General features: G+C 46.1%; 22 protein-coding genes. 13 read left to right on the top strand and 9 right to left on the bottom strand.

Features of this window, described 5'->3' with window-relative positions; genetic code table 11:
* Positions 1-148 precede the first annotated feature (148 nt).
* Positions 149-820: a global nitrogen regulator NtcA gene (ntcA, locus tag AC5JR3_RS04420; RefSeq protein ID WP_495843423.1), complete on the bottom strand. Its 672-nt coding sequence runs from the start codon at positions 818-820 to the stop codon at positions 149-151.
* A 285-nt stretch (positions 821-1,105) separates the two neighbouring features.
* Between ntcA and fabI the strand changes: the two genes are divergently transcribed.
* Together fabI and hisB are read left to right on the top strand one after the other, a co-directional pair.
* Positions 1,106-1,882, top strand: coding sequence for an enoyl-ACP reductase FabI (gene fabI / locus AC5JR3_RS04415; protein WP_495843421.1), 777 nt, complete (start codon positions 1,106-1,108; stop codon positions 1,880-1,882).
* Between the two features lie 120 nt (positions 1,883-2,002).
* Positions 2,003-2,662: an imidazoleglycerol-phosphate dehydratase HisB gene (gene hisB, locus AC5JR3_RS04410; RefSeq protein ID WP_495843418.1), complete on the top strand. Its 660-nt coding sequence runs from the start codon at positions 2,003-2,005 to the stop codon at positions 2,660-2,662.
* Between the two features lie 39 nt (positions 2,663-2,701).
* Here the strand turns inward: hisB and hetR are convergent, their stop codons facing one another.
* From hetR to AC5JR3_RS04395, 3 genes are all read right to left on the bottom strand, one after another.
* Entirely contained in the window at positions 2,702-3,601 is a 900-nt protein-coding gene (hetR, locus tag AC5JR3_RS04405; RefSeq protein ID WP_495843415.1) for a heterocyst differentiation master regulator HetR, read from the bottom strand.
* A 256-nt stretch (positions 3,602-3,857) separates the two neighbouring features.
* The gene (gene patX, locus AC5JR3_RS04400) at positions 3,858-4,124 is read right to left on the bottom strand and encodes a heterocyst-inhibiting protein PatX (protein WP_495843413.1); all 267 of its coding nucleotides are present in this window, start codon (positions 4,122-4,124) and stop codon (positions 3,858-3,860) included.
* Between the two features lie 114 nt (positions 4,125-4,238).
* Complete coding sequence (locus tag AC5JR3_RS04395; protein WP_495843412.1) at positions 4,239-6,050, bottom strand: FAD-dependent oxidoreductase; 1,812 nt, start codon at positions 6,048-6,050, stop codon at positions 4,239-4,241.
* A 267-nt stretch (positions 6,051-6,317) separates the two neighbouring features.
* On the opposite strand from AC5JR3_RS04395, the gene AC5JR3_RS04390 reads away from it, so the two are divergent.
* The 5 genes from AC5JR3_RS04390 (at position 6,318) to AC5JR3_RS04370 (ending at position 11,174) form a co-directional block, all read left to right on the top strand.
* Entirely contained in the window at positions 6,318-6,773 is a 456-nt protein-coding gene (locus AC5JR3_RS04390; protein ID WP_495843409.1) for a helix-turn-helix domain-containing protein, read from the top strand.
* Between the two features lie 171 nt (positions 6,774-6,944).
* Positions 6,945-7,151 carry a hypothetical protein gene (locus tag AC5JR3_RS04385; protein ID WP_495843408.1) on the top strand — a complete coding sequence of 69 codons (207 nt, stop codon included), beginning with the start codon at positions 6,945-6,947 and terminating at the stop codon, positions 7,149-7,151.
* 158 nt (positions 7,152-7,309) lie between these two features.
* Positions 7,310-8,734, top strand: coding sequence for an SPASM domain-containing protein (locus AC5JR3_RS04380; protein WP_495843406.1), 1,425 nt, complete (start codon positions 7,310-7,312; stop codon positions 8,732-8,734).
* A gap of 58 nt (positions 8,735-8,792) precedes the next feature.
* Positions 8,793-9,878: a C39 family peptidase gene (locus AC5JR3_RS04375; protein ID WP_495843404.1), complete on the top strand. Its 1,086-nt coding sequence runs from the start codon at positions 8,793-8,795 to the stop codon at positions 9,876-9,878.
* Between the two features lie 225 nt (positions 9,879-10,103).
* Positions 10,104-11,174, top strand: a complete 1,071-nt coding sequence (locus AC5JR3_RS04370; protein WP_495843402.1) for a zinc-dependent dehydrogenase — start codon at positions 10,104-10,106, stop codon at positions 11,172-11,174.
* Positions 11,175-11,380: 206 nt separating this feature from the next.
* On the opposite strand, the gene AC5JR3_RS04365 is transcribed toward AC5JR3_RS04370, so the two are convergent.
* Entirely contained in the window at positions 11,381-11,791 is a 411-nt protein-coding gene (locus AC5JR3_RS04365; RefSeq protein WP_495843401.1) for a response regulator, read from the bottom strand.
* A 460-nt stretch (positions 11,792-12,251) separates the two neighbouring features.
* On the opposite strand from AC5JR3_RS04365, the gene AC5JR3_RS04360 reads away from it, so the two are divergent.
* Positions 12,252-12,653 (top strand): Na-translocating system protein MpsC family protein, encoded by a 402-nt coding sequence (locus tag AC5JR3_RS04360; RefSeq protein ID WP_495843399.1) that lies wholly within the window; start codon positions 12,252-12,254, stop codon positions 12,651-12,653.
* Here the strand turns inward: AC5JR3_RS04360 and AC5JR3_RS04355 are convergent.
* Positions 12,643-13,101 (bottom strand): response regulator, encoded by a 459-nt coding sequence (locus tag AC5JR3_RS04355; RefSeq protein WP_495843397.1) that lies wholly within the window; start codon positions 13,099-13,101, stop codon positions 12,643-12,645. The two genes, AC5JR3_RS04360 and AC5JR3_RS04355, sit on opposite strands and share 11 nt — an antisense overlap.
* A gap of 413 nt (positions 13,102-13,514) precedes the next feature.
* On the opposite strand from AC5JR3_RS04355, the gene AC5JR3_RS04350 reads away from it, so the two are divergent.
* From AC5JR3_RS04350 to xth, 3 genes are all read left to right on the top strand, one after another.
* On the top strand, positions 13,515-14,882 hold the full coding sequence (locus AC5JR3_RS04350; RefSeq protein WP_495843395.1) for an NAD-dependent succinate-semialdehyde dehydrogenase: 1,368 nt from the start codon (positions 13,515-13,517) through the stop codon (positions 14,880-14,882).
* 70 nt (positions 14,883-14,952) lie between these two features.
* The gene (locus AC5JR3_RS04345) at positions 14,953-16,599 is read left to right on the top strand and encodes an acetolactate synthase large subunit (protein WP_495843394.1); all 1,647 of its coding nucleotides are present in this window, start codon (positions 14,953-14,955) and stop codon (positions 16,597-16,599) included.
* Positions 16,600-16,660: 61 nt separating this feature from the next.
* On the top strand, positions 16,661-17,452 hold the full coding sequence (gene xth, locus AC5JR3_RS04340; RefSeq protein WP_495843392.1) for an exodeoxyribonuclease III: 792 nt from the start codon (positions 16,661-16,663) through the stop codon (positions 17,450-17,452).
* A gap of 93 nt (positions 17,453-17,545) precedes the next feature.
* Here xth and AC5JR3_RS04335 read toward each other — a convergent pair whose 3' ends face one another.
* The 3 genes from AC5JR3_RS04335 to AC5JR3_RS04325 form a co-directional block, all read right to left on the bottom strand.
* Positions 17,546-18,031, bottom strand: a complete 486-nt coding sequence (locus AC5JR3_RS04335) for a PIN domain-containing protein (RefSeq protein ID WP_495843391.1) — start codon at positions 18,029-18,031, stop codon at positions 17,546-17,548.
* Positions 18,031-18,312 (bottom strand): UPF0175 family protein, encoded by a 282-nt coding sequence (locus AC5JR3_RS04330; RefSeq protein WP_495843389.1) that lies wholly within the window; start codon positions 18,310-18,312, stop codon positions 18,031-18,033. The genes AC5JR3_RS04335 and AC5JR3_RS04330 overlap by 1 nt, the downstream gene beginning before the upstream one ends.
* 121 nt (positions 18,313-18,433) lie before the next feature.
* Positions 18,434-20,041, bottom strand: a complete 1,608-nt coding sequence (locus AC5JR3_RS04325) for a cyclic peptide export ABC transporter (RefSeq protein WP_495843387.1) — start codon at positions 20,039-20,041, stop codon at positions 18,434-18,436.
* A gap of 209 nt (positions 20,042-20,250) precedes the next feature.
* Here AC5JR3_RS04325 and AC5JR3_RS04320 point away from each other — a divergent pair, with 209 nt between their 5' ends.
* Together AC5JR3_RS04320 and AC5JR3_RS04315 are read left to right on the top strand one after the other, a co-directional pair.
* Entirely contained in the window at positions 20,251-21,126 is an 876-nt protein-coding gene (locus AC5JR3_RS04320) for an SDR family oxidoreductase (RefSeq protein WP_495843386.1), read from the top strand.
* A gap of 68 nt (positions 21,127-21,194) precedes the next feature.
* A complete protein-coding gene (locus tag AC5JR3_RS04315) occupies positions 21,195-21,851 on the top strand; it encodes a DUF938 domain-containing protein (protein ID WP_495843384.1) in 657 nt (218 codons plus the stop codon).
* Positions 21,852-21,861 lie beyond the last annotated feature (10 nt).

Genomic DNA, 21,861 nt, shown 5'->3' with positions numbered 1-21,861 from the left:
CCTAGTTCACCCAGATACAGCCTATCTCATGGCAATCGGGCGTTATGTGCTTTTTCTCTGTCAAGGGGTTTAATTGTCTAAATTCTTCTTTTACTGTAATTGGCGAAGGGCGTAAATGGAGCGGATTTCTCTTCTAGTGCCGGGATTTTTAGGTAAATTGTTGGCTGAGAGCAACAGGATTATGCACTGTAATCTTCTTTTTGTGAATGGAGATCATGTTTTCGGTGCGGAGATCTCCCAGCAACCGCGTTACAGTCACACGGGTAGAGCCAATCGCTTCCGCGATCGCCTGGTGAGACAGCTTCAGATCGATCGTAATTCCTTCCGAACCCGGTATCCCAAAGTCCCGGCAGAGAATCAATAGAAAACTGACCAAGCGCGAACCCATATCCCGGTGCGCCAGAGTTTCAATCATCATCTCCGTTTGCAGAATGCGAGACGAAAGCCCCCGCAACAGTAACATCGACAAGTCAGGATTATCCTTCAGAGATTGCTCAACTTGATCGATCGGAGCAGACAGCAACTCCACAGGCGTAAATGCCACTGCATGGTAAAAGCGATCGGAGCGATGCCCAGTAATCAGTGACAAGACTCCAAAAACGCTATTTTCCCTCAGCAGTGCCACAGTGATTTCTTCCCCAGCTTCATAAACCCTGGAAAGCTTCACCGCTCCTTTCATTAAAAAGTAAACCCGTTCTGCTGGATCGCCGGGGAAAAATATGGTTTTGCCTCGCTCAAAGGTTTCAACAACTGGAGGAAACGATCCCCCACCCAGTTGACGAAACACGGCTGCCAGCGGTCTATCTTGCGTTACCACCATACTTATAACCCTCACCAATGACAAGCACGACTAGTTATCATTCATGGCTGGTCAAGAAGTGAAACTTACCGACCAGCCCTGCAAAACACTGAGTGTATCAAAGACTACTTAATCTGAGTCTGGAAGAGTTTTTTGTACAGATTGATACATAATGACTTAAAACGCCAGCTCTTCGTCTAATCCTTCACATTGAGACAGAGCCTTTGGGAGTTAAAATACACCGGGCGACAAGGGCAATTTCCCCTTTCACCTCACCCTCCAAATTACCTCTAAAATTAAAATACTATGCTCGATCTGACTGGAAAAAACGCACTTGTCACTGGTATTGCTAACAATCGTTCGATTGCCTGGGGGATTGCCCAACAACTCCATAAAGCAGGAGCAAACCTCGGCATTACCTATCTACCTGATGAAAGAGGTCGCTACGAGAAGAAAGTTAGAGAACTGGTAGAACCACTGCAACCTAGTATCTTTGTCCCCTGCAATGTTCAAGAGGATGCCGACATCGAGGCGGCGTTCGACACAGTTGCCAAGGAATGGGGCAAGCTCGATATCCTGATTCATTGCCTTGCCTTTGCCAATAAAGACGACTTATCTGGTGAATTTAGTCAAACTTCGCGGCAAGGCTTTGCCCTGACATTGGATGTCAGCACGTACTCGCTGACGCGATTGGTAGGTGCCGCCAAACCTTTAATGACCGAAGGTGGCAGTATCGTCACCATGACCTACCTCGGTGGCGTGAAAGTTACTCCCAATTATAACGTTATGGGAATTGCCAAAGCCGGACTGGAAATGAGCGTTCGTTACCTCGCCTCAGAATTGGGCCCAAACAATATTCGCGTTAATGCGATCTCCGCCGGGCCAATCCGCACCCTCGCCTCCTCAGCGGTAGGGGGCATCCTCGATATGATTCATCATGTAGAAGAAGTTGCCCCTCTGCGGCGGACTGTGACTCAAACCGAAGTCGGCAACGCGGCTACATTCTTGTGCAGTGACTTGGCAAGCGGGATCACAGGTCAAATTCTCTACGTTGATGCCGGTTACGAAATCATGGGGATGTAAAGAAAGGGAAAAATACAAGGTAGAGATGTTTTGGCAAAATATCTCTCCTATTGAACCATTACTGCCAAATTCATCAAAAAATCACTTCATTCCTCTCATACCTAGTTAGCCGAGTCTGCCATGCAAACCAGCAATAACCCTAACGGGATTTCTACGGATCGCTCCCTTCCCCATCGCGACCTGCCATCAGCCCGTAGCGCTTCTGTTAACCGCACCACTAAGGAAACTGATGTCAAGGTGAGCATCAACCTAGATGGGACGGGCACTTGCTCTGCTGCGACGGGTGTGCCATTTCTCGATCACATGCTCCACCAAATCGCCTCCCACGGATCGATCGATCTGGATGTATGGGCAAAAGGAGATTTAGAAATTGACGACCACCATACGAACGAAGATGTGGCGATCGCTCTTGGTGAAGCTTTCAGGGAAGCTTTAGGCGATCGCAAAGGGATTGTCCGTTTTGGTCACTTTTTTGCCCCTCTAGATGAAGCCCTCGTGCAAGTAACTCTGGACTTTTCCGGACGCCCACACCTGAGTTACGGCTTAGACATCCCCACCCAGCGTGTTGGTACCTACGACACCCAACTTGTGCGGGAATTCTTTGTCGCCGTGGTCAATCATAGCCGCATGACGCTGCATATCCGTCAACTAGATGGCATCAACTCCCATCACATCATCGAAGCAACTTTCAAAGCCTTTGCACGAGCCGTCCGCATGGCGGTGGAAATCGATCCCCGTCGGGCTGGAATGATTCCCAGCTCTAAAGGAGTTTTGGAATGAAGTAAAGGAGGTTATGGGTTTGCCCCATCTCCCCCGCACTTATACCTCTTGGGGGCCAAAAACCATTTGTAGAACTACAGGCTCTCCATTAGAGCAATGATATTTGTCTGCCCAATCACGGATCAGATGATCGAGTTCTTGTAGGGCTTGCTCAATATTTTCTGACGGAATATCCAACTCCTCCAATACCCGCATCACTTTTGGCTGTCGATCTGCCCAGTTTCCCATTAGTCGGAAGTACCGAGCGGTATCCTCGATCATGATGTAGGTGCGTTCTTCATCAGCGGCGGGAGAGTAAGAGGCGCGGGTAAGGGCGTAGAATGGCAAGCCCCAAGGATGATCGATACGCGTTACCGTACCTGAATACAGCAAGCGCCGCTTAATGTGTTCGGCTAATGCCTCACTCAAGGGCGTTCGCCGCTCTTCTGGCAAGTCTTCCTGAGAGCGAGCGTGAAGAAATTCGATCAACTCTATGAACTGAAATGAATTTACCAGTTGGACATCGGGTAAATTCTCTGGCAGTTTTTTTTCTATCTGGCGCTTTTCCTCGGAGGTGAGGCTAATACTGGCAATACGCGATCGCCCCGGTTGCCAGGGATATTTTTCCAGCCACACGTAGGGGAACTGAATCAAGTAACGAGGTTCTTGAGAACCCAGCATCTTGAGCAATTTTCCTTCTGTCAATGCTTGCCGGACTTCTTCGACAATTACTTTCACCCGCTTAGGCTCAATATGATGCAAATGCCCGGTCATGCGGGTGTTTTGACCTTGTTCTAGATAAGTTATGTAAATGGCACACTTTGCTGCTGTTGCCGCTGCATCTAGAAAGGCTCCGTGTCGATGTCCTCCAGTACGCATGGCACTGAAAGCCAGATATAACATGATCTGATCCATCGAACTAGGACTGAGGCGCTTGATCAGATCGAGATTGTTGCTCATGTTAGGGGCGGTTAAATCGCATGGTACAGAAATTTTGTTACTTAATGAAAGACTCACTGTTTTACCTGAGCCGTGAGTTTAATCACAAAGCAGCACACACGCTCAACGAGTAGCACCCTAAAGCAAGAACTAAATAATTCTCTCTAATTATAGAAAAAAAAAGGTAAATCGAAAACCATAAAATTTCCCCTGTTACCGTTAAAAACAGAGGAAATTGAAATGTTTAACAAACTTCACATTTAGGAAGCAAAATGATTTAGGAGACACAGAACTCCCGGCGTCCACTACCACGATGGCAAATCAGATTACTTACAGAAGTTGCTTGTGATTGACGAAATTCTCGGCGATCGCTTCCCCGATGAGGAGAAGGTTGAGGATTGCTGGGTACGATGATTTTGCTTAGTAACTGAGGAACAATTGTCGATGTTTGTCGTCCAGTTGAGCGAAAATTTATCAATTTAGCATCAACAGAAAGCGAAATTGATAGTATGCTCAACAAGAAGATAGAAGTGTAAGTACGCATAGCAGATTTCCGTGTCAGGGCTTCTAACTCCCTGATACGGAGTTCCTACTATGGCGTCAGGATAAACTTTGTCAGAAGGTTAATTTAAGTTTGTTCATGAGTAATTGTTAATAGCTAATTCCCGGTTTCTACTACATGACAAATAACCTTTTCCACCACTAACCAACCCCCCGGTTTGTTCAGATATCCCCAGAGAATAAGAGATTGCCCCTCCGTGTAAGTCAGTAGCTGTTGGTCTACCTCAGGTTGCAGAGTAATGAGCTTCCAGATTTGACCCGCGTGGGAAGTGGGTTTAGAAAGGGTAATGGTGTAGGTTTGGGTGTCATGGTAATGAAAAACGCCGCTAAACTCATCAGCCAGCGGCTGTTTTAAGCTTGAAAAGACAAAAGCCGCAGGGCAGTTGCCACTGCTAGGATAGGCGTCTGGATTATCTAGGTAGTAACGTTGCCAGTGCAGCCAGTCTGGGTGCTGGGAGGGTAGGTTGAACAAAGGAGCAATACTGGGGGCAACTTTGTCTTTTAGCAACGACTCCTGCAGGCGTCCTACGGGTAAATCTTGGGGTTGACAGCCGAGTTGAACGCACAGGGCTGCTGCCATTCCCGCTGCTTGACCAATATTCATCACCACCGGTTGTAACCGCGTGGAACCATTAGCAATATGAGAGACAGAAATATTCTTATCGCATGCCAAAAGTCCCTCAGTTGACTCTGGCACCAAACACCCATAGGGAATAGTAAATGGTGTTCCCGTCCAGCGTCCTCCCCAGCGAATTGACTTTGGGGCTAGCAGGAAATCGACACCTGGATAGTGATGGTCATTAGCATAGTTGCCGAGGGCTACTGCTGTAACTTGTCCCCCTGCATCCCGAGGCAAAGCGGCGACTTTTCCTCCAGCCATTGGCAAAATATCCTGTTCTCGGAGGGTCGTTAGTCCGCGCAGGCGTCGGCTTTCCCGGTAGTAAGGATGTAGAGCATAAGCACCTCCTCCTGGGGAGTTCGGACTCAAAGGTGAAGGAAAGATGTTTTCTGCTAAACCGTAGCGACGACCGAAATGAGTTTGAATGAAACGGACAAAGCTTTGAGTGTGCCAAAGAGCTTCTTGGAGAAACTCCTGGCGCGATGCCTCAGACACAACTAAGCGCCCTAAATCTTCACCATAATCATTGCCCTTAATCGGCCAGTTGATCATCAATAAACCCCCTGGCAAGCGTCCATAATTAACAAATCGCTCCCCGTCCCCGATGTAGTTTTCCCAAGCCCCTATAAACTGGTTGGGGTTCTCTTGGGGGGGAGTAGGAATTTCTGGTGCTTCGCCGCCCTCGCCAAAATCCTGCATCATCGCCACCCAAGTAGGGGCTTGCACGGGATATTGCCTTGTCAGCTCGTTGTGAGCCACGGGGGCGCTAGGTTCTCCAAACTCCGATTGCAACTCCCAGCCCCAACGATAGGGGACTTCTGCCAGGGCTAGTAAATCTCCCAATTCTGTTGCATCCAGAGTAATCTGAGCATTGACGGTGAAGTCGCTAAAGCGCACCCCTGTAATCCGGTTCCCTGCTTTGAAAACCTCTATTGGCACTCGTTTGGCAATCCATTTGAGATTAGGTAGGGCTTGCACCCAGTCTGTAAAGAGTTGAGCCGCAACGCGAGGGTCATAGGTAAACATGCTGACCCAGCTATGATTTAAGCCTTCCGGTTGCCGAGACCGTAACTCCTGCAAAAATGCTCCCCACAACCCCGTCTGAAAGGCGGCGAGTTCATTGCCATCGGGAGCGCAAACCCCCGCCGAGGTGAGCATTCCCCCCAACCAAGAAAACTCACTCACTAAAACCGTCTGAACTCCTCGACGCGCGGCTTGAATCGCTGCCGCCGTTCCCCCTGTGCCACCCCCAACAACTAAAACATCGGCTGTAAGTGTTTGATGAACCATGCCTCAACTCAACCTGACGCGATTGAGGACATCATACGGGCATCTAACAAGCTTGTCCTACAGTTGAGCTTATTTGCCCGTTGTCGCGAATCAAACATTAGTCAACGAACAAACTTTTAACTGGCTCTACATAAGGTAAAGATGATGTATTTTGTCCTTGTTTCGGATATTGCGTTTAATGGCATGTAGTCTATTATTGTAGACATATAGCCACATCAACACATAGCTACACTACGCAAAAGACTCCTCTAAGCAACATATACATTTATGAAAACCACAATACTTAGGAAAAATATGCCTGTAGAGTCAGTCATTGCTCAAAAACAAGAAGCGCACTCTATTAAGCAACTGGAGCGTCTACTTGAACAACCGCAGGCACAACTAGTAGCAGCTAACGGAGAAGCCATTCGTATTCCTGAACCGATATATCAAGTGCTGCGTCAAGTCGTACATGCTATGGCATTAGGTCAGGCTATATCTATAGTTCCTGATGAACAGGAAATGACGACACAGGAGGCGGCTGACTTGCTGAATGTCTCGCGACCTTATTTGATTAAGTTGTTAAAGCAAGGAGAAATCCCCTACACCAAAGTGGGCACGCATCGTCGTGTTCGTTTTCAGGATGTGATGGAATACAAGCAGCAACGGGATACTAAGCGTAGTCAACTACTGGATGAGTTAATACAGTTGAGCGAGGAAGCAGGATTTTACGAGAATGAATAATTTAACCTACATTTCGCATTACTAGCCGCAGTATCGAAGTATTTCAATTGATTAATAACCCTAAACAAATATTACTTTTTTTATTCAAAAGGTAATAATACGCATAATTATCTCCTAAGGTAAGTAAAATCGCTATTGCAATATAAATTTAACAGAGCCATAGGTAACAATATGACTTCGGAAACACCACAAGGTTCATCCTCTAGTTCTCAGAACATTAGTGATGTAGTAAAACTTGTCACGCTTGGGGAAGATGCAGTACTAGTAGCGAAGCTTGAAGAACCCCTTCCTGATGGCACAAAAATTACAAGGATTGAGGTTATTGCAGAATCCCCTCTTGGAGGCGGTGGCAATTCTTGTATCATTCAATTTAATTAGAAGAAGTGGTTTTCAAGAACCTACTTGTTTAGAGTTAGTCTCTCCATACTAATTAATCTTTGCTGTTAGAACCAAGTATAGGCTTATCTAGAAAGTAGCTTAACAAGGTTCTCTAGTAAATATTGTTTGCTGTTGTAGTAAGGAGAGACTTACTTTCTATGCTAAAAACTACTTATGAGAAAAATATGAATTCTAATCTTTTTCAAAAATCAAACTATAACTACTTTGTTAAACGTGAAGAAGGTCTAGTAGGTTATAACGCTCGAACTGGAGTTCTTGCTCTTCTTTCAGAAGAAACAGGAAGGATTCTGCAAGAAGATAAAGATAAAGCTATTACAGCATCTGATATTGGTGAGACTAATCTTTGTGAACTCACGAATATGGGTTTCTTGCATAACGGAAATGAAGTTGAACAGATATTGTCTAAATTCAACAAAGTCAAGGACAAGAAAGAGACTTTAAATTTCACAATACTACCAACAATGCTATGTAACTTCTCCTGTGACTACTGTTTTCAAGGAGGCCATGAAGACGGTAAGAGTATGTCTTTGGAAACTCAACAATCTACTCTTATTTTCATTCGATCAGCTATGGCAGCGTATAAAAAAATTACCTGTACTTGGTTTGGAGGTGAACCTTTAATTGCAAAGAAAACTGTGCTTGATATGTCCCATCAAATTAAATCTATGGCTGATGAGCGTGGGCTAGAAATCTATATAGATATTGTAACAAACGCGATTCTCCTTACTCCAAAGACAGCTAAAGAACTCGCAAATGCTGGAGTAAAGCAAGCGCAAGTTTCTTTTGATGCGTTAATTTTTAAAAATAGCAAAAAACGAGGCGTACTTGATGTGGCAGGTCATCCCTCTTTAATTCTCAAAAATTTAATTGAAGCTCGAAAATATTTAGATATTAGAATCCGAGTTAACGTCTCTACTGAAAACTCTAATGATGTTTCCAAAATTGTTGAAGTTTTAAGCCAAAACGGCTTTAAAGATAATTACTACATTGCACGGATTCATAATCATCAAAATGAGTTTCAAGTAGGCATTGATTCACCAAAACAGACAGAGAATACCTGTGGAGCCACTGGTTGTAACTCATGTAGTTCTACAAGCTCAGAAGTTCCAGCTTGTGCTACCCTTAGCCGCTCAGATTATGCCCGCTTTGAACATAATTTCTTCCTGAATCACCCTGAAGCATTACAAAGAGTTGTGCAGAAATTAGTACCCAAATCACATTTTTGTTCAGCAACTCTTGGCAGTATGTTTGTTATCGACCCAGAGGGATACGTGAGTCGATGCTGGCATAGTGCTGGTTCACCTGCTGAATCAATAGGAAACGTTCACGATCTCGCAGAAGCTGCAATAAGCTCAAAAGTATCTAGGGATTGGGATGAGTTTTCTCCATTAGCATACCCATCCTGCAGAGGCTGTAAGGTACTGCCTTTATGTATGGGAGGATGTTCCCATCCACGTATGTTTATGGAGACAACTAAGCCTCCATGTGAATCAATTAAGTATCAAGTTCAGTTTTGCGTAGATACATTAGGAAGGATAATAGCTACTACGCCGGAGCAATAAACAGCTATTTGGCGAGCAGCTAGAATATTTACTTTGAGTGACTCTTTCTAAGAAGAATATGTTTAAGGATACTCGGTTATCAGTCTCAAGGTTTATTCAACAAAGATCATACTATTGTGGTCCTGCCTGTGCTCAAATGTTTTTATCCCTCCCTAGCTTTTCTATTTCCTCTCCACAACAAGTTGCTTTTGAGGAAATTCAAAGACTTAATGTAGAGGCAGGCAAATGGTACTCAGATCCGGAGGGATTAGGTAAGTATATTAGTAACGTTTTACCTGATATGCTCAATAGAGATGTAGATGATATTGCAACTCCATCAACCAACTTTCAAAAAGCATTAGATATAATTAGTTATACAATTGATTTTCTGAAAATTCCATGTATTGCTCTTGTTGATGGAGGGAAACACTGGGTTGTTATTGACGGCATTCGCTTTAATAGAGAACCAAGCGGAAAGCAAGATGTCGTAGGTCTTTTCATTCGCGATCCTTGGAAAACATCTCCAGATTTTAGTTATATAAGTGTCACGGAGTTTCAAAAAACCAAGTTTTTACCTAACATGGTAGGTAGTCGATGGAAGGATCAGTATGTTGTATTAACTAAGCCTACTAGTCAAGAGCTTTTAGTTACTAATGCGAATGAAATTATGATTCCAGGTGGTGGTTTTCCAGATGGAGCTAGCTCAGAGGAAATTGCTATTGAAAACCTGCGACTTCAAGGTTTTGAAAACGTGGAACAAATTACAATTGAGGGGGGTGGAGCACCAATACTTGTCCCTGTTCATGTTGAGGGATTAGATGGTGCTTCTAATTACACAATTGTTCCACTTGATGCTACTAAAACAAGAGAATTTCAAGACTTTATCTACGCTGCAATTGAATACGAGACAAATACTCTAATTGAAGTCTCTAGTCTTCCTGATGTTCTTCAAATATTTAGTGATCAGGAAGTACAGGAGCGGTTAGAAGAAGTTTTTCCAGGAAGAAGGTTTGAGATTATTCCTGGATACTTTTGGAAGCCGTCTTTTGAGTTAAGAAGCAGATTAGCGGTTGCACGGCGCTTTAAGCTTGATGATCAGGAAATGATTTTATTACCTGATGGATCTGTGGTTAATACCCTAACTGACTCCATTAAGGGAGGTTAGCAATTAAACTACTAAACCACTCTCCACTGAAAGTACAGAGGTTTGGTAGAGACTGAAAGTCTGGACTTAAGGAGGACTTTAGTCCTCCTCTACTAGAAGCAAGCCTGAAGATACTCTGACTAGACAGGCAATAGGCGACGCAGAATAGAAGGTAATCATCAAAGCTGATGGCTGACGCTGCCCAAAGGTGCTAAACCTAGTTACGTCGAGCGTTGGGCAATCAGCATGAAAGCACAAGTATTTCGAGGCGTTAATCAGCTTAGTTACGAAGAGCTACCAGTCCCGGAACTGCAACCGGATGAGGTGCTGGTGCAGGTGCAAGTTGTCGGCTTGTGCCAATCAGATATTAAAAAGATTCGCTATCCCCTCTACGAAGCACCGCGCATTTTTGGGCATGAGACAGCAGGGGTAATTGCGGCAGCGGGAGAGGCGGTTCAGGGATGGGAGGTTGGGCAACGGGTGGTGGTGATGCATCACGTCCCCTGTATGCGTTGTACCTACTGCCTCAATGACAACTTCTCAATGTGTGAGGTTTACAAGAACATCACGACAACCGCAGGGTTTACGCCTAGTGGTGGCGGCTTTGCCGAGTATGTGAAGGTGCCAGGGCATATTGTACAAAATGGGGGGTTAATTCCCATCCCTGAGAGCGTTAGTTTTGAGCAAGCAAGTTTTGTGGAACCGACAAGCTGCTGCTTGAAGGCAGTGAAGAAAGCCGCTGTTGCGCCGGGGGAGACGATTTTAATTACTGGGGCAGGCCCAATTGGGCTGATGTTTATTATGCTGGTGAGGTATTTTGGGGCGAGAGCGATCGCTACTGATTTACTTCCTTCCCGCCTAGAAAAAGCATTGAGCGTCGGTGCAGAAGCCGCATTTGATGCACGAGACTCGGATTTACCTGCCAAGATTCAGGCGTTAACGAATGGGATGGGAGTTGATACAACTCTCTTAGCCGTTCCGAGTCAGAAGGCATTTTTTCAAGCACTAGACTGCACGCGCAAAGGCGGCAAAATTCTCTTCTTTGCTGAATTTCCCGATGAGGTGGAAATTCCGCTCAACCCCAACATCCTGTACCGCCGGGAAATTGATTTGATGGGTAGCTACAGTTCCTCTTACCGCCTCCAGTCTCTAGCGGCGGATATTGTCTTCAATCAGCGGATTGATGTCAATGCTTTAATTAGCGATCGCTATTCCCTTAAACATTTAGCTGAGGCAGTTGAACAAGCGATCGCTCCGCGTCCTGACACCTACAAAATTTTAATCTATCCCACTATGAGGGCAGGGGATGAGGAGTAGGGGAGATGAGGAGCGGGGGAGCAGGGGTGCAGGGGTGCAGGGGTGCAGGGGAGCGAGGGAGCAGGGGAGCAGGGGAGAGAAAAATTGATGACGATTAGCCATTACTCCAATCGTCTATTTCATCCTTCATACTTCACCCTTTATACTTTCTTCCCGCTCAGGACTCAGGACTCAGGACTCAGGACTTAGGACTCAGCACTCTGACTTCAATGTAGATACTTTGCCAAAAGCTCTTCTAGCTCCTCAATAACGTAAGGCTTGCTGATGTAGTCTACACAACCAGCAGCAATCATTTGCTCTTTATCTTCTGCTCTTGCTAAGGCTGTGATTGCAATAACAGGGACTTCTGCCGTTTGCGGATTAGCTTTGAGATGGCTAACAACCTCCATTCCGCTCATGTCGGGGAGCATCATATCCATCAAAATCAAGTTCAGCTCATTATTTGCAGCCAAATCGAGAGCCGTTTGAGCATTCATAGCTGTGAGGAAAGCACAACCAAATAACTCCAGTACAACCGCAATCAGCGCTAAATTGTCTTCATTGTCATCTACTGCCAAAACCAACGGTCTATAATCCGCAGACTGCTTGTTGGGCAGGTGCGAAGGTTCTTTATCCACTATTAGCTCCAAGGAAATTATTTAGTTCCTGAGGCAATCTTCCATAACAGAGTGGACAGAGCACTCCCCAAGCGGCTAGCAGGCGCTTGACACAGACTGGCTCACGTAGGATCAAGTTGATCAACAGATGATCTTTATGAGATTTTGATGAAGAACATCTGTATAGGGTTGGACTTTATCATAATCATAAATAGCCAAAAAGACCAGATATTTAGACATAAGTGGTGAAATATTGCCAAATTGAGGCTTTTTTGAGTTACATAGCGAGTAAATAGTGAAAAAAAGCCTACGGGGAGTTTATTTAGACCTATCCCTCCTGATTTATCCCTTACAATGACTTAACAAAAATTCTTATAACCCTTGACCTTCCTTAACCTGTGGCAGCAGTAGAGATTAATAAATTACTAAATATTTATTCAAATATACCTTAAGATACTTTTATTTATATACTTTCCCAACTATGGAGCAGCAAAAAAGAAAGTTGACGCGTGGTCAGTTAGAACGCCTTCTCTCACAGCGTCTCCAATCGCTTTACCGTGACCAGTTGGGGCATCAACCGAGTAAGGTCACCTGTCAGCTTTTTGATGAGAAGCTAGCAGTAGTTCTTGAGGGCGCAATTACGGCACCAGAGCAACTTCTAGCAAGCAATGGTCAAGTGGCATTAGCGGAACAAGTGCGGTCGGATTTGGAAAAAGCGATAGAGCCACAACTTAAGGCATTGATAGAAACAGTACTAGGGGTGCCAGTTCTGGACTTGTTAATTAATGCGGCGTTGATAACGGGTCGCTCCGGCATGATCGTAATTTTGGGAGGAACCCCAGAGGTTAGCAATCCTGAGACTATTTCAAAAGTCAAGAGATAATCAATGCTGAACTCAGATAAGGCTGGATTAAGGCTTCTAGATCTTCCAAGAGATAAGGCTTACAGATATAGTCATTACAGCCCGCAACGATCAGACGCTCTCGGTCTTCTGGTTTTGCGAATGCCGTCACTGCAATCACTGGAATTTTTGCAGTTCTGGGGTCTTGTCGCAATTGAGAAACGACTTCGATCCCGCTCAAATCCGGCAAAAGAATATCGAGCAATATCAAGTTAGGTTGATAGGTTTGTGCCAGGGAAAGAGCGCTTTTACCATCTTTAGCTGCAAGCAGTGTACAGTTTGGTTGCTCTAAAGCATAAGCCATCAACAACAAGTTATCTTCATCATCATCGACTGCCAAAACAAGTGGCCGACTACTCTGGGAGAGTTGAATCCCACTGCCAACAATAGACTGTCGAAGGTCGTAAAAAGAATCTTCTAAGTAACCCATGCTCTCTTTAGAGGAAGTCGTGGATTTTACAAATTATCCTCACAAGAAGAGTGGACAGGGCACTCCCCTAAGCGGCGACTAGGCGCTTGCTATGTGCTAGTTCTTGTCTGACCTCAGGTTGTCAAGCCTTTGCTTTTTTCAAGGAAAAGGCTATCCAAGCTAGGAGACAAAATTAGCAACAGTTTTATTTTAACGCAGGTTCAGGAATCTAAAATATTTATAAAGAAAATCTGAGAGTTTAACTAACTGAATTTAGAAAAATTTAAGAAAGTTGGCAATGTCTTACCAGTTGGCGATCGCAATTCAACAGAGAACGTATTTCTTCTGCAACATATCAGGTGGGGAAATTTGGCTTCGCAGTAGACTGGGGGGGGAAAGGCTATCCCAATCACTTGGGAAGGGAGAGCGAAAAAATGGGTATCGCTACAACTAACCCGGCAACAGGTAAAACCCTAAAAACTTTCGAGCCGCTAACCAGCGAACAGATAGAAGAAAAACTAGAGCTGGCGCACAAGACCTTTGAGGAATATAGAAAAACGACATTTGCCCAACGGGCTGAGTGGCTCAATAAAGCCGCCGAGATTTTAGAACGCGATCGCGCTAAATTTGGCGAGATTATGACTATAGAAATGGGGAAAACCCTCAAAAGCGCGATCGCAGAAGCAGAAAAATGTGCAGTAGGGTGTCGCTACTACGCCGACAAAGCCGAATCCTTTCTGGCAGATGCTCCCGCCTCCACCGATGCAAGCCGCAGCTTTGTGCGCTATCAGCCCCTGGGCCCTGTTCTTGCCGTCATGCCCTGGAACTTCCCCTTCTGGCAAGTGTTCCGGTTTGCAGCCCCCGCCTTAATGGCAGGGAACGTGGGCTTACTCAAGCACTCCTCCAACGTGCCCCAATGCGCCGTGGCAATTGAAAGCATCTTTAACGAAGCTGGTTTTCCCCCAGGTGCGTTCCAAAGCCTACTGATTGGTTCCGAGCAGGTAGAAGCAGTTATTAACGATTCCCGCGTCAAAGCCGCCACTCTCACAGGTAGCGAACTGGCAGGGGCTAGCCTTTCGGCAGCCGCCGGGAAGCAAATTAAGAAAACCGTTTTAGAACTAGGCGGGAGCGATCCCTTTATTGTTTTAGAAAGTGCCGATTTAGAGGCTGCCGTCAATACTGCCGTGACCGCGCGGATGCTCAACAACGGTCAATCCTGCATCGCTGCCAAACGCTTTATTGTCGCCCAAAGTGTGGCGGATCGTTTTGAAGAACAGTTAGTGCAGAAATTCCAGGCGCTGAAAATCGGCGATCCCATGGATGAAAATACGGATGTTGGCCCCTTGGCAACGCCGGGGATTTTGGCAGATTTAGACGAGCAGGTACAAGCCTGTCTGGAAAAAGGAGCGAAAGTTCTCACGGGAGGCAAACCCTTATCAGACCGATCGGGAAACTTCTATCCTCCGACAATTTTGAAAGACTTCCCCCCAGGAACCCCTGCCGATGAGGAAGAATTTTTTGGCCCTGTGGCGTTACTCTTCCGGGTGCCAGATATTGACGCTGCAATAAAGTTAGCAAATGCGACACCGTTTGGCTTAGGAGCCAGTGCTTGGACAGGGGATGAAGCAGAACGCGATCGCTTAATTGAGGAATTGGAAGCGGGTGCAGTCTTTATCAATGGCTTAGTTAAATCCGATCCCCGTCTTCCCTTTGGCGGCATCAAGCGTTCTGGTTACGGGCGCGAGTTGGGCAGCCAAGGTATTCACGAATTCGTCAATATCAAAACTGTCTGGGTTAAGTAACACACCAACACTTCAGGGCAAACCGCTCTGTTGCTTTGCTCCAAAAGCGATTTTATAGGGGAAGCTAAGAATGGACGCAATGAATACCGCCGAGCTACTAGTACGTTGTCTAGAAAATGAAGGCGTTGAATATATATTTGGGCTACCAGGCGAAGAAAACTTGCACGTACTCCAAGCCCTTAAGAATTCTTCAATTCAATTTATTACTACCCGCCATGAACAAGGAGCAGCGTTCATGGCAGATGTATACGGACGACTGACTGGGAAAGCGGGAGTGTGCTTATCTACTTTAGGGCCAGGGGCAACTAACTTGATGACTGGCGTTGCCGATGCCAATCTTGATGGCGCACCCTTGGTGGCAATTACAGGTCAGGTAGGAACAGACCGGATGCACATTGAATCCCATCAATATCTGGACTTGGTGGCAATGTTTGATCCGGTGACGAAATGGAGTACTCAAATCGTTCGTCCTAGTAATACCCCAGAAATTGTCCGTAAGGCATTCAAAATTGCCCAAAGTGAAAAACCAGGGGCAGTGCATATTGATTTGCCAGAAAATATTGCAGCGATGTCTGTGACTGGCAAACCCTTAAATAGGGACAGTCAAGAAAAAACCTATTCATCTTTGCGGACTCTCAATAACGCCGCTAAAGCGATTTCTGCCGCCAAATATCCGTTGATTTTAGTCGGAAACGGGGCAATTCGTGCCGATGCTAGTGAAGCGCTCACAGAGTTTGCTTCCCGCTTGAGTATTCCTGTGGCAAATACCTTCATGGGTAAAGGGGTGATGCCTTATACCCATCCTTTAGCTCTGTGGACGGTGGGACTCCAGCAGCGAGATTATGTGAGTTGCGCCTTTGATCGGGCTGACTTAGTGATTGCGATCGGGTACGACTTAATTGAGTATTCTCCGAAGAAATGGAATCCTACTGGGGAAGTTCCGATTATTCACATTGGGGCGACTCCCGCAGAGATTGACAGCAGCTATATTCCGACGGTGGAAGTCGTGGGCGATATTTCTGATTCCCTGACGGAAATCTTGCAGCGAGCCAACCGTGAAGGAAAGACTGTCTCTGATATTGAGGACTTACGGTCAGATATCCGAGCAGATTATGAAGAATACGCCAACGATGACGGTTTTCCCATTAAGCCCCAAAAATTAATCTACGATTTGCGGCAAGTGCTGGAACCGGAGGATATTGCTATCTGTGATGTTGGGGCGCACAAAATGTGGATGGCACGACACTATCATGGCGATCGCCCCCGTACCTGTATTATTTCTAATGGATTTGCGGCAATGGGAATTGCTCTACCAGGAGCGATCGCTGCCAAGCTGGTTCATCCCCATCGCAAGGTGGTAGCCGTGACGGGAGATGGCGGCTTTATGATGAACTGTCAGGAATTAGAAACAGCATTGCGCGTCGGTACGCCGTTTGTGACTTTGATTTTCAATGATGGCGGCTATGGATTGATTGAGTGGAAGCAACAAAATCAGTTTGGAGAGTCCGCCTTTGTCCATTTCAGCAATCCAGATTTTGTGAAACTTGCCGAAAGCATGGGGTTGAAAGGCTATCGCATCGAATCGGCAGCAGACTTGATTCCCACGCTCAAAACCGCCCTGGCACAAGATGTCCCGGCTGTGATTGACTGTCCGGTAGATTACGGTGAAAATCTCCGCTTTACACGAAAAGCTGGAGATTTGAGTTGCAAGATGTAACCAGCCGATAGGGTAGAGGCTAGGGGCTAGAATACTTTCTGTTGCCTACTTACCCTTGAAGATGAAAGTCGCTACGTGGAATGTCAATTCAATTCGGACTCGCCAGGATCAAGTGGTGGAGTGGTTGCAAAATAATCCTGTGGACGTTTTGTGCTTGCAAGAAACGAAAGTGATGGAGGTCCAGTTTCCGCGATCGCCTTTTGAAGAATTAGGCTATCACCTCTATATATCTGGGCAAAAATCCTACAACGGTGTCGCCATCTTCAGCCGCACTCCCCTGGAACAAGTCAGTACAGGCTTTTCCCCCCTCCTTGATGCCGAGACTGTTGGCGAGTTAGACGAACAAAAACGGGTAATTACTGGCATCGTCGGAGATGTTCGCATCGTTAACCTCTACGTTCCCAATGGCTCGGCAGTTGGTAGCGAAAAATATGACTACAAACTCCTCTGGCTCAAAGTCTTGCGGGAATACTTGCAAACCTTACTAGATAAGCAGCCCTACGAGTTGTGCATTTGCGGAGACTTCAACATTGCTTTAGAAGACCGGGATATTCATAATCCCAAAGGTAAAGAGAAGCACATCATGGCGTCTCCCGTTGAACGCCAAGCCCTACAATCCGTCTTAGAGATCGGGTTAGCTGACGCCTTCCGCAAATTCACCACCGAAACTGGACACTATAGCTGGTGGGACTACCGCACCAATGCCTTTAGCCGCAACATGGGTTGGCGAATTGACCATCACTACCTCACCCCCAAACTTTACGAGCAAGCCTCCAGTTGCAGAATTGATATTGCCCCTAGGAAGCTACCCAAACCCAGCGATCACACCCCGGTGATTGTCGAGTGGATTTAAGTGAACTCAATCGAGTCGGGCGGGTTCTGGAAAAGTGACATTAACTCTACTGTTAGCAATGTTTTTGGCTAAGGCTCATCCCGACTTGGTTTTCTACTCAGTAGCCTGATATCGCTCTAGCAAAGATTTAATTAGAACAGGTGAAGCGCGAAAAGTAGTCTGTTGTAAACGCTCAATAGCAACAGAGAAATTAATCAAATTTCGCTGTGTGGCAACACCCAAAATACCAAGTAAGCCAATAATGTTTAAACCACGCTGCAAAGCTATCTGTCTTGCTTGCCTATCATCTAAGACAATAAAATCCGCTCTAATGTGCTCAGCTAGAATGATTGCTTCTTGCTCTCCTAAATCCAGTTGACCTAGCTCTACGTCCGGTAAATCTTCTATTGGTTGAACTTCAAGCCAATCAGGAAATTCTTTACCTATCCAAGATTGAACCCGTTCAGGTGATTGAGGTACAGATAATTCATTGAGTACAGCCTGAGGAATAATCACCTTGCCATATAGCTCTGGTAACAAATCAATCAAATCAATTAGCACCAGATAGCATAGAGGTGAAGTATCTGAGACAATTGCCATTACATTTCTGCTTTTCTTTGAGCCTCTATTTTTTGCATTGTTAGCAAATCCTGCTCAAAATCAGCTTCGTTATAGTGCAAATAGGCTTGTGCTTGCTTGAGAAAACTATCGACCTCGTAGCGAGAAGATATGTTTAGCATTCTCCCCACCTCAGCAGAAGTGATTACTCCCTGTCTGTAAGCTTCTATTGCTAAAGACTCCAATACTTTTCGAGGGAAGTTATCCCACTTTGCCTTGATTGTGCTCGCAATTTCGTCTGGTAAGTCAATGGTAATTTGCAAGGTAATATCCTCTAGTCAAAACTGGTCAAGTTTAGTCTAGCCTGTTGTAAGTGCGATCGCCTCGGACACGGAGCTACAGGCGATCGCTTCCCCTATGAGACGTTCTTTTCTGCGTAGTACATCAAGCGACACGTTGACCATACTCAAGCTTAATCAGCCGATCGGCAAGATGAAAGTAGCGGTCGTCATGACTAATCGCCAACACCGTTTTGCCCCGCTGTTTCAGCTCAAGCAAAATCTGCTTGTAAAAGATTTCTCGAAACAAGGGGTCTTGATCGGACGCCCACTCATCAAATAGATAAATCGGGCGATCTTCTAAATAAGCGGTGAGCAACGCTAATCGTTTGCGTTGACCTTGCGATAACTCCATCGTTGAGAGCATTCCTTCATTAACACGGACTTTGTGCTCAAGTTGAAGTCGTTGCAGATACTGTTGTGCTTGGTCATCCAAATTTTTGAGCTGGATGCCGAGGAGTCGTTCAAATAGGTAAAAGTCTGAAAACACAGCAGAAAAAAGCTGACGATAGGAGTCGCGATCGCGCTCTGTCAATCTTCGACCATCCCAACCAATCTCTCCCGAATCCGGCGCATACAGCCCCACAATTAGCTTTGCTAGCGTAGACTTACCACTCCCGTTCCCCCCTACAATAAAAACCAATTCGCCGGGCTGAAATGACAAATTAATAGGGCCAAGCGTAAACTGTCCCTCCTGCTCCGTATGATAAGTGTGGGTGACATCAATCAGCTCAATCTGATGTTGGAACGACTGTGGAGATAAAGCCGTTGCATTCGATGACTCAGCGTGAGTCGCGAGAGACAGTCCTAACTCCTCAATCTTCTTGAGCGCCACGCCGCCCCGACTCAAACCGGGCAGAACCCCTATGATGCTTTCAATCGGTCTTGCCAGATAGGTGATGGTCAACGCATAGGCTGATAAAACTGGAGTTGTAACGCTAGTAAATTGCGGCAGACCAAATACCAGTACTCCTAGAATGCCAAAAAACAGCAGACTACTGAAATTTAGCGTCACGGCGGCAATGCTTTCTGCCCGAATTTCGTAGTCCCGAAAGGCAGCAGCGGTCGCCTGAAAGTCTTCATCCAGGAAGGCAGCACGACGAGAGGTATGCAGCTTTAACTCTTTAATCCCATCCGTAATAGAGCGGAAGTGCTTAAGCAGCAAGTCTTGCTGATCGCGAGCCAATCGCAGCAGTGTATAAACATGATTGAGCATCAGTTGGATGATGACGATCGCAATCCCAATCACCACCAGCGTTGTCAAAAACACACCCCACGACAGCCATGCCAGATAGCCCAAACAGCCAATGACTAGCGCTCCATTGACACATATAAACGGGATATTCAGCACCGTATTAGAAATTGCTTGAATATCGTCCGTCAGCGTTGCTAGGAGGCGATTTGCTCCCAATTCCTCCAAACTTCGTAGCGGGCAGGCAAGAATCCGGTGGCTAAGTTGAAGCCGCATTTTGTAAATCGCCTGCTGAGATAGCCGAGCCAGCAAAATTTGCGAACCGATACCGGAAATCAGTGTAAGAATCGCGAGTCCAACAAAGCTAGCTAGTAGTTGATTGGTTGCTTGATTGGGATTGCTAATGGCAGCATTAATCGAGGCAATCAACATCGCACTGCCAGCACCGCTGAGTCCTCCGGTGACTATTGCGATCGCCACTGTAATCCAGGAGGAGCGCAACAAAAAGGTGATCAGGTTCATTGTTGTTACCGTGGGAAGATATTGACTTGTCAGACTGCCCTGAAATTACACCCGAACTATACTATTTAACCCCTAGATGCGCGATCGCTTTTTGATCGGGTTCTGGCGAAAGAGAAGCGATCGCCTTAAATTAAGGGTGGAGCAACGGAACTGAACCGTTTGCTGATATTCCATCCTTTCTAGTAGAGAGCAATCAACACATTGAAATTATGTTTTTAGTTACTGGAGCCACCGGATCGATTGGACGCCGCGTTGTGCGAATTCTTCGAGAACAATCTATGCCTGTGCGGACGTTTGTTCGCCTCACCTCTCGCTATGGTGATTTAGAAACCAGAGGTGCCGAAATTTTTATCGGCGATTTGCGGCAAGACAAAGATATTCAAAAAGCTTGTCGAGGAGTACAGTACATCATCAGCGCCCATGGTTCTGACGGCGATGCCCAGGCGCTAGATTATCGAGCCAATATAGAATTGATTGACCAAGCCAAGGAGAATGGTGTTCAGCACTTCGTTTTCATTTCTGTGCTGGGTGCAGCTCGCGGTTACGAAGATGCTCCCACCTTCAAGGCAAAGCAGGCGGTGGAAAAATACCTGCAAGCTAGCGGATTGAACTATACGATTCTGCGTCCATCGGGGTTGGCATCAAACTTATTACCGTTAGCAGAACAATTCCGGCAGACGGGACTTTACCTGCTCAATGGCGATCCCAAAAACCGCACATCAATTGTCAGTACCGATGACTTAGCCCAGATTGCAGTTGATTCTGTTTCCCTTGAAGGGGCAAGAAACCAAATCTTTGCCGTAGGAGGGCCGGATATTCTCAAACGTGAAGATATCCCGCGCATTTTTGGACGCATCTTTAACCGAGAACCGATTGTGATCAATGCACCGTTATTTGTGTTTGACGGGATACGCAATACGGTGGGATTGTTAAATCCTCAAGCCAAAAACAGCCTCGGTACGCTGCGGACGTTGCTGGGGAATGAGTTTTTCTGTACAGCCGAAGAGATTGCTCGTTTGCAGATGACTTACAACATCAAGATGGAATCGCTAGAAAGCTTTTTGCGGCGTTATTTGGGGCTTTGAAAAATAGAGGCGATCGCGCTTGTGTTGCAATTCTTTGGTGAAGTTTCTACCCATCCTACACAGCCCAGATGAATGAATTCCTAGATGCCCGACAGTATGCCCCCGCTACACAACGCAATCGAGAAGCCATTCTGGAGGTGCTTTTACAAGTTCTACCACTCACTGGCACCGTGTTGGAAGTCTCCAGTGGGACTGGGGAACATGCTGTCTTTTTTGCACCCCGACTCCATCGGCGTAAATGGATTCCATCTGACCCCAACAACGTAGCACGAGCGAGCATTGCAGCATGGCGGGAATATTGCCCTGCGGATAATTTGTATTCCCCAATCGCGTTGGATGTTTGCGATCCGGTTTGGGCAATCGAGCAGGATGAACTGCCAGAATCGTTGCAGGGTATAGACTTTAACCAGGAGCCAATTGTGGCGATCGTCAACATTAACATGATTCACATTGCCCCTTGGTCAGCCTGTCTGGGATTGATGGCAGGGGCAGGGCGGATTCTTCCTCCGGGTGGCATTTTGTATCTATACGGGCCTTTCAAACAAGGTGGCAGGCACACAGCATCCAGCAATGCGGCTTTTGATGAGAGTCTTCAGATGCAAAATCCAGAGTGGGGTGTGCGGGATTTGGAGGAGGTGGTTGCAGTTGCACAGGAGCAGCACCTCTCACTCATCAAAACCTATACGATGCCAGCGAATAATCTTTCCCTGATCTTTCAAGCTTAGTGTATCGCAC

The sequence above is a fragment of the Kastovskya adunca genome (assembly GCF_059505785.1).
The sequence above is the reverse complement of the archived record's forward strand: the minus strand, read 5'-3'. Positions and strand labels throughout refer to the sequence as shown.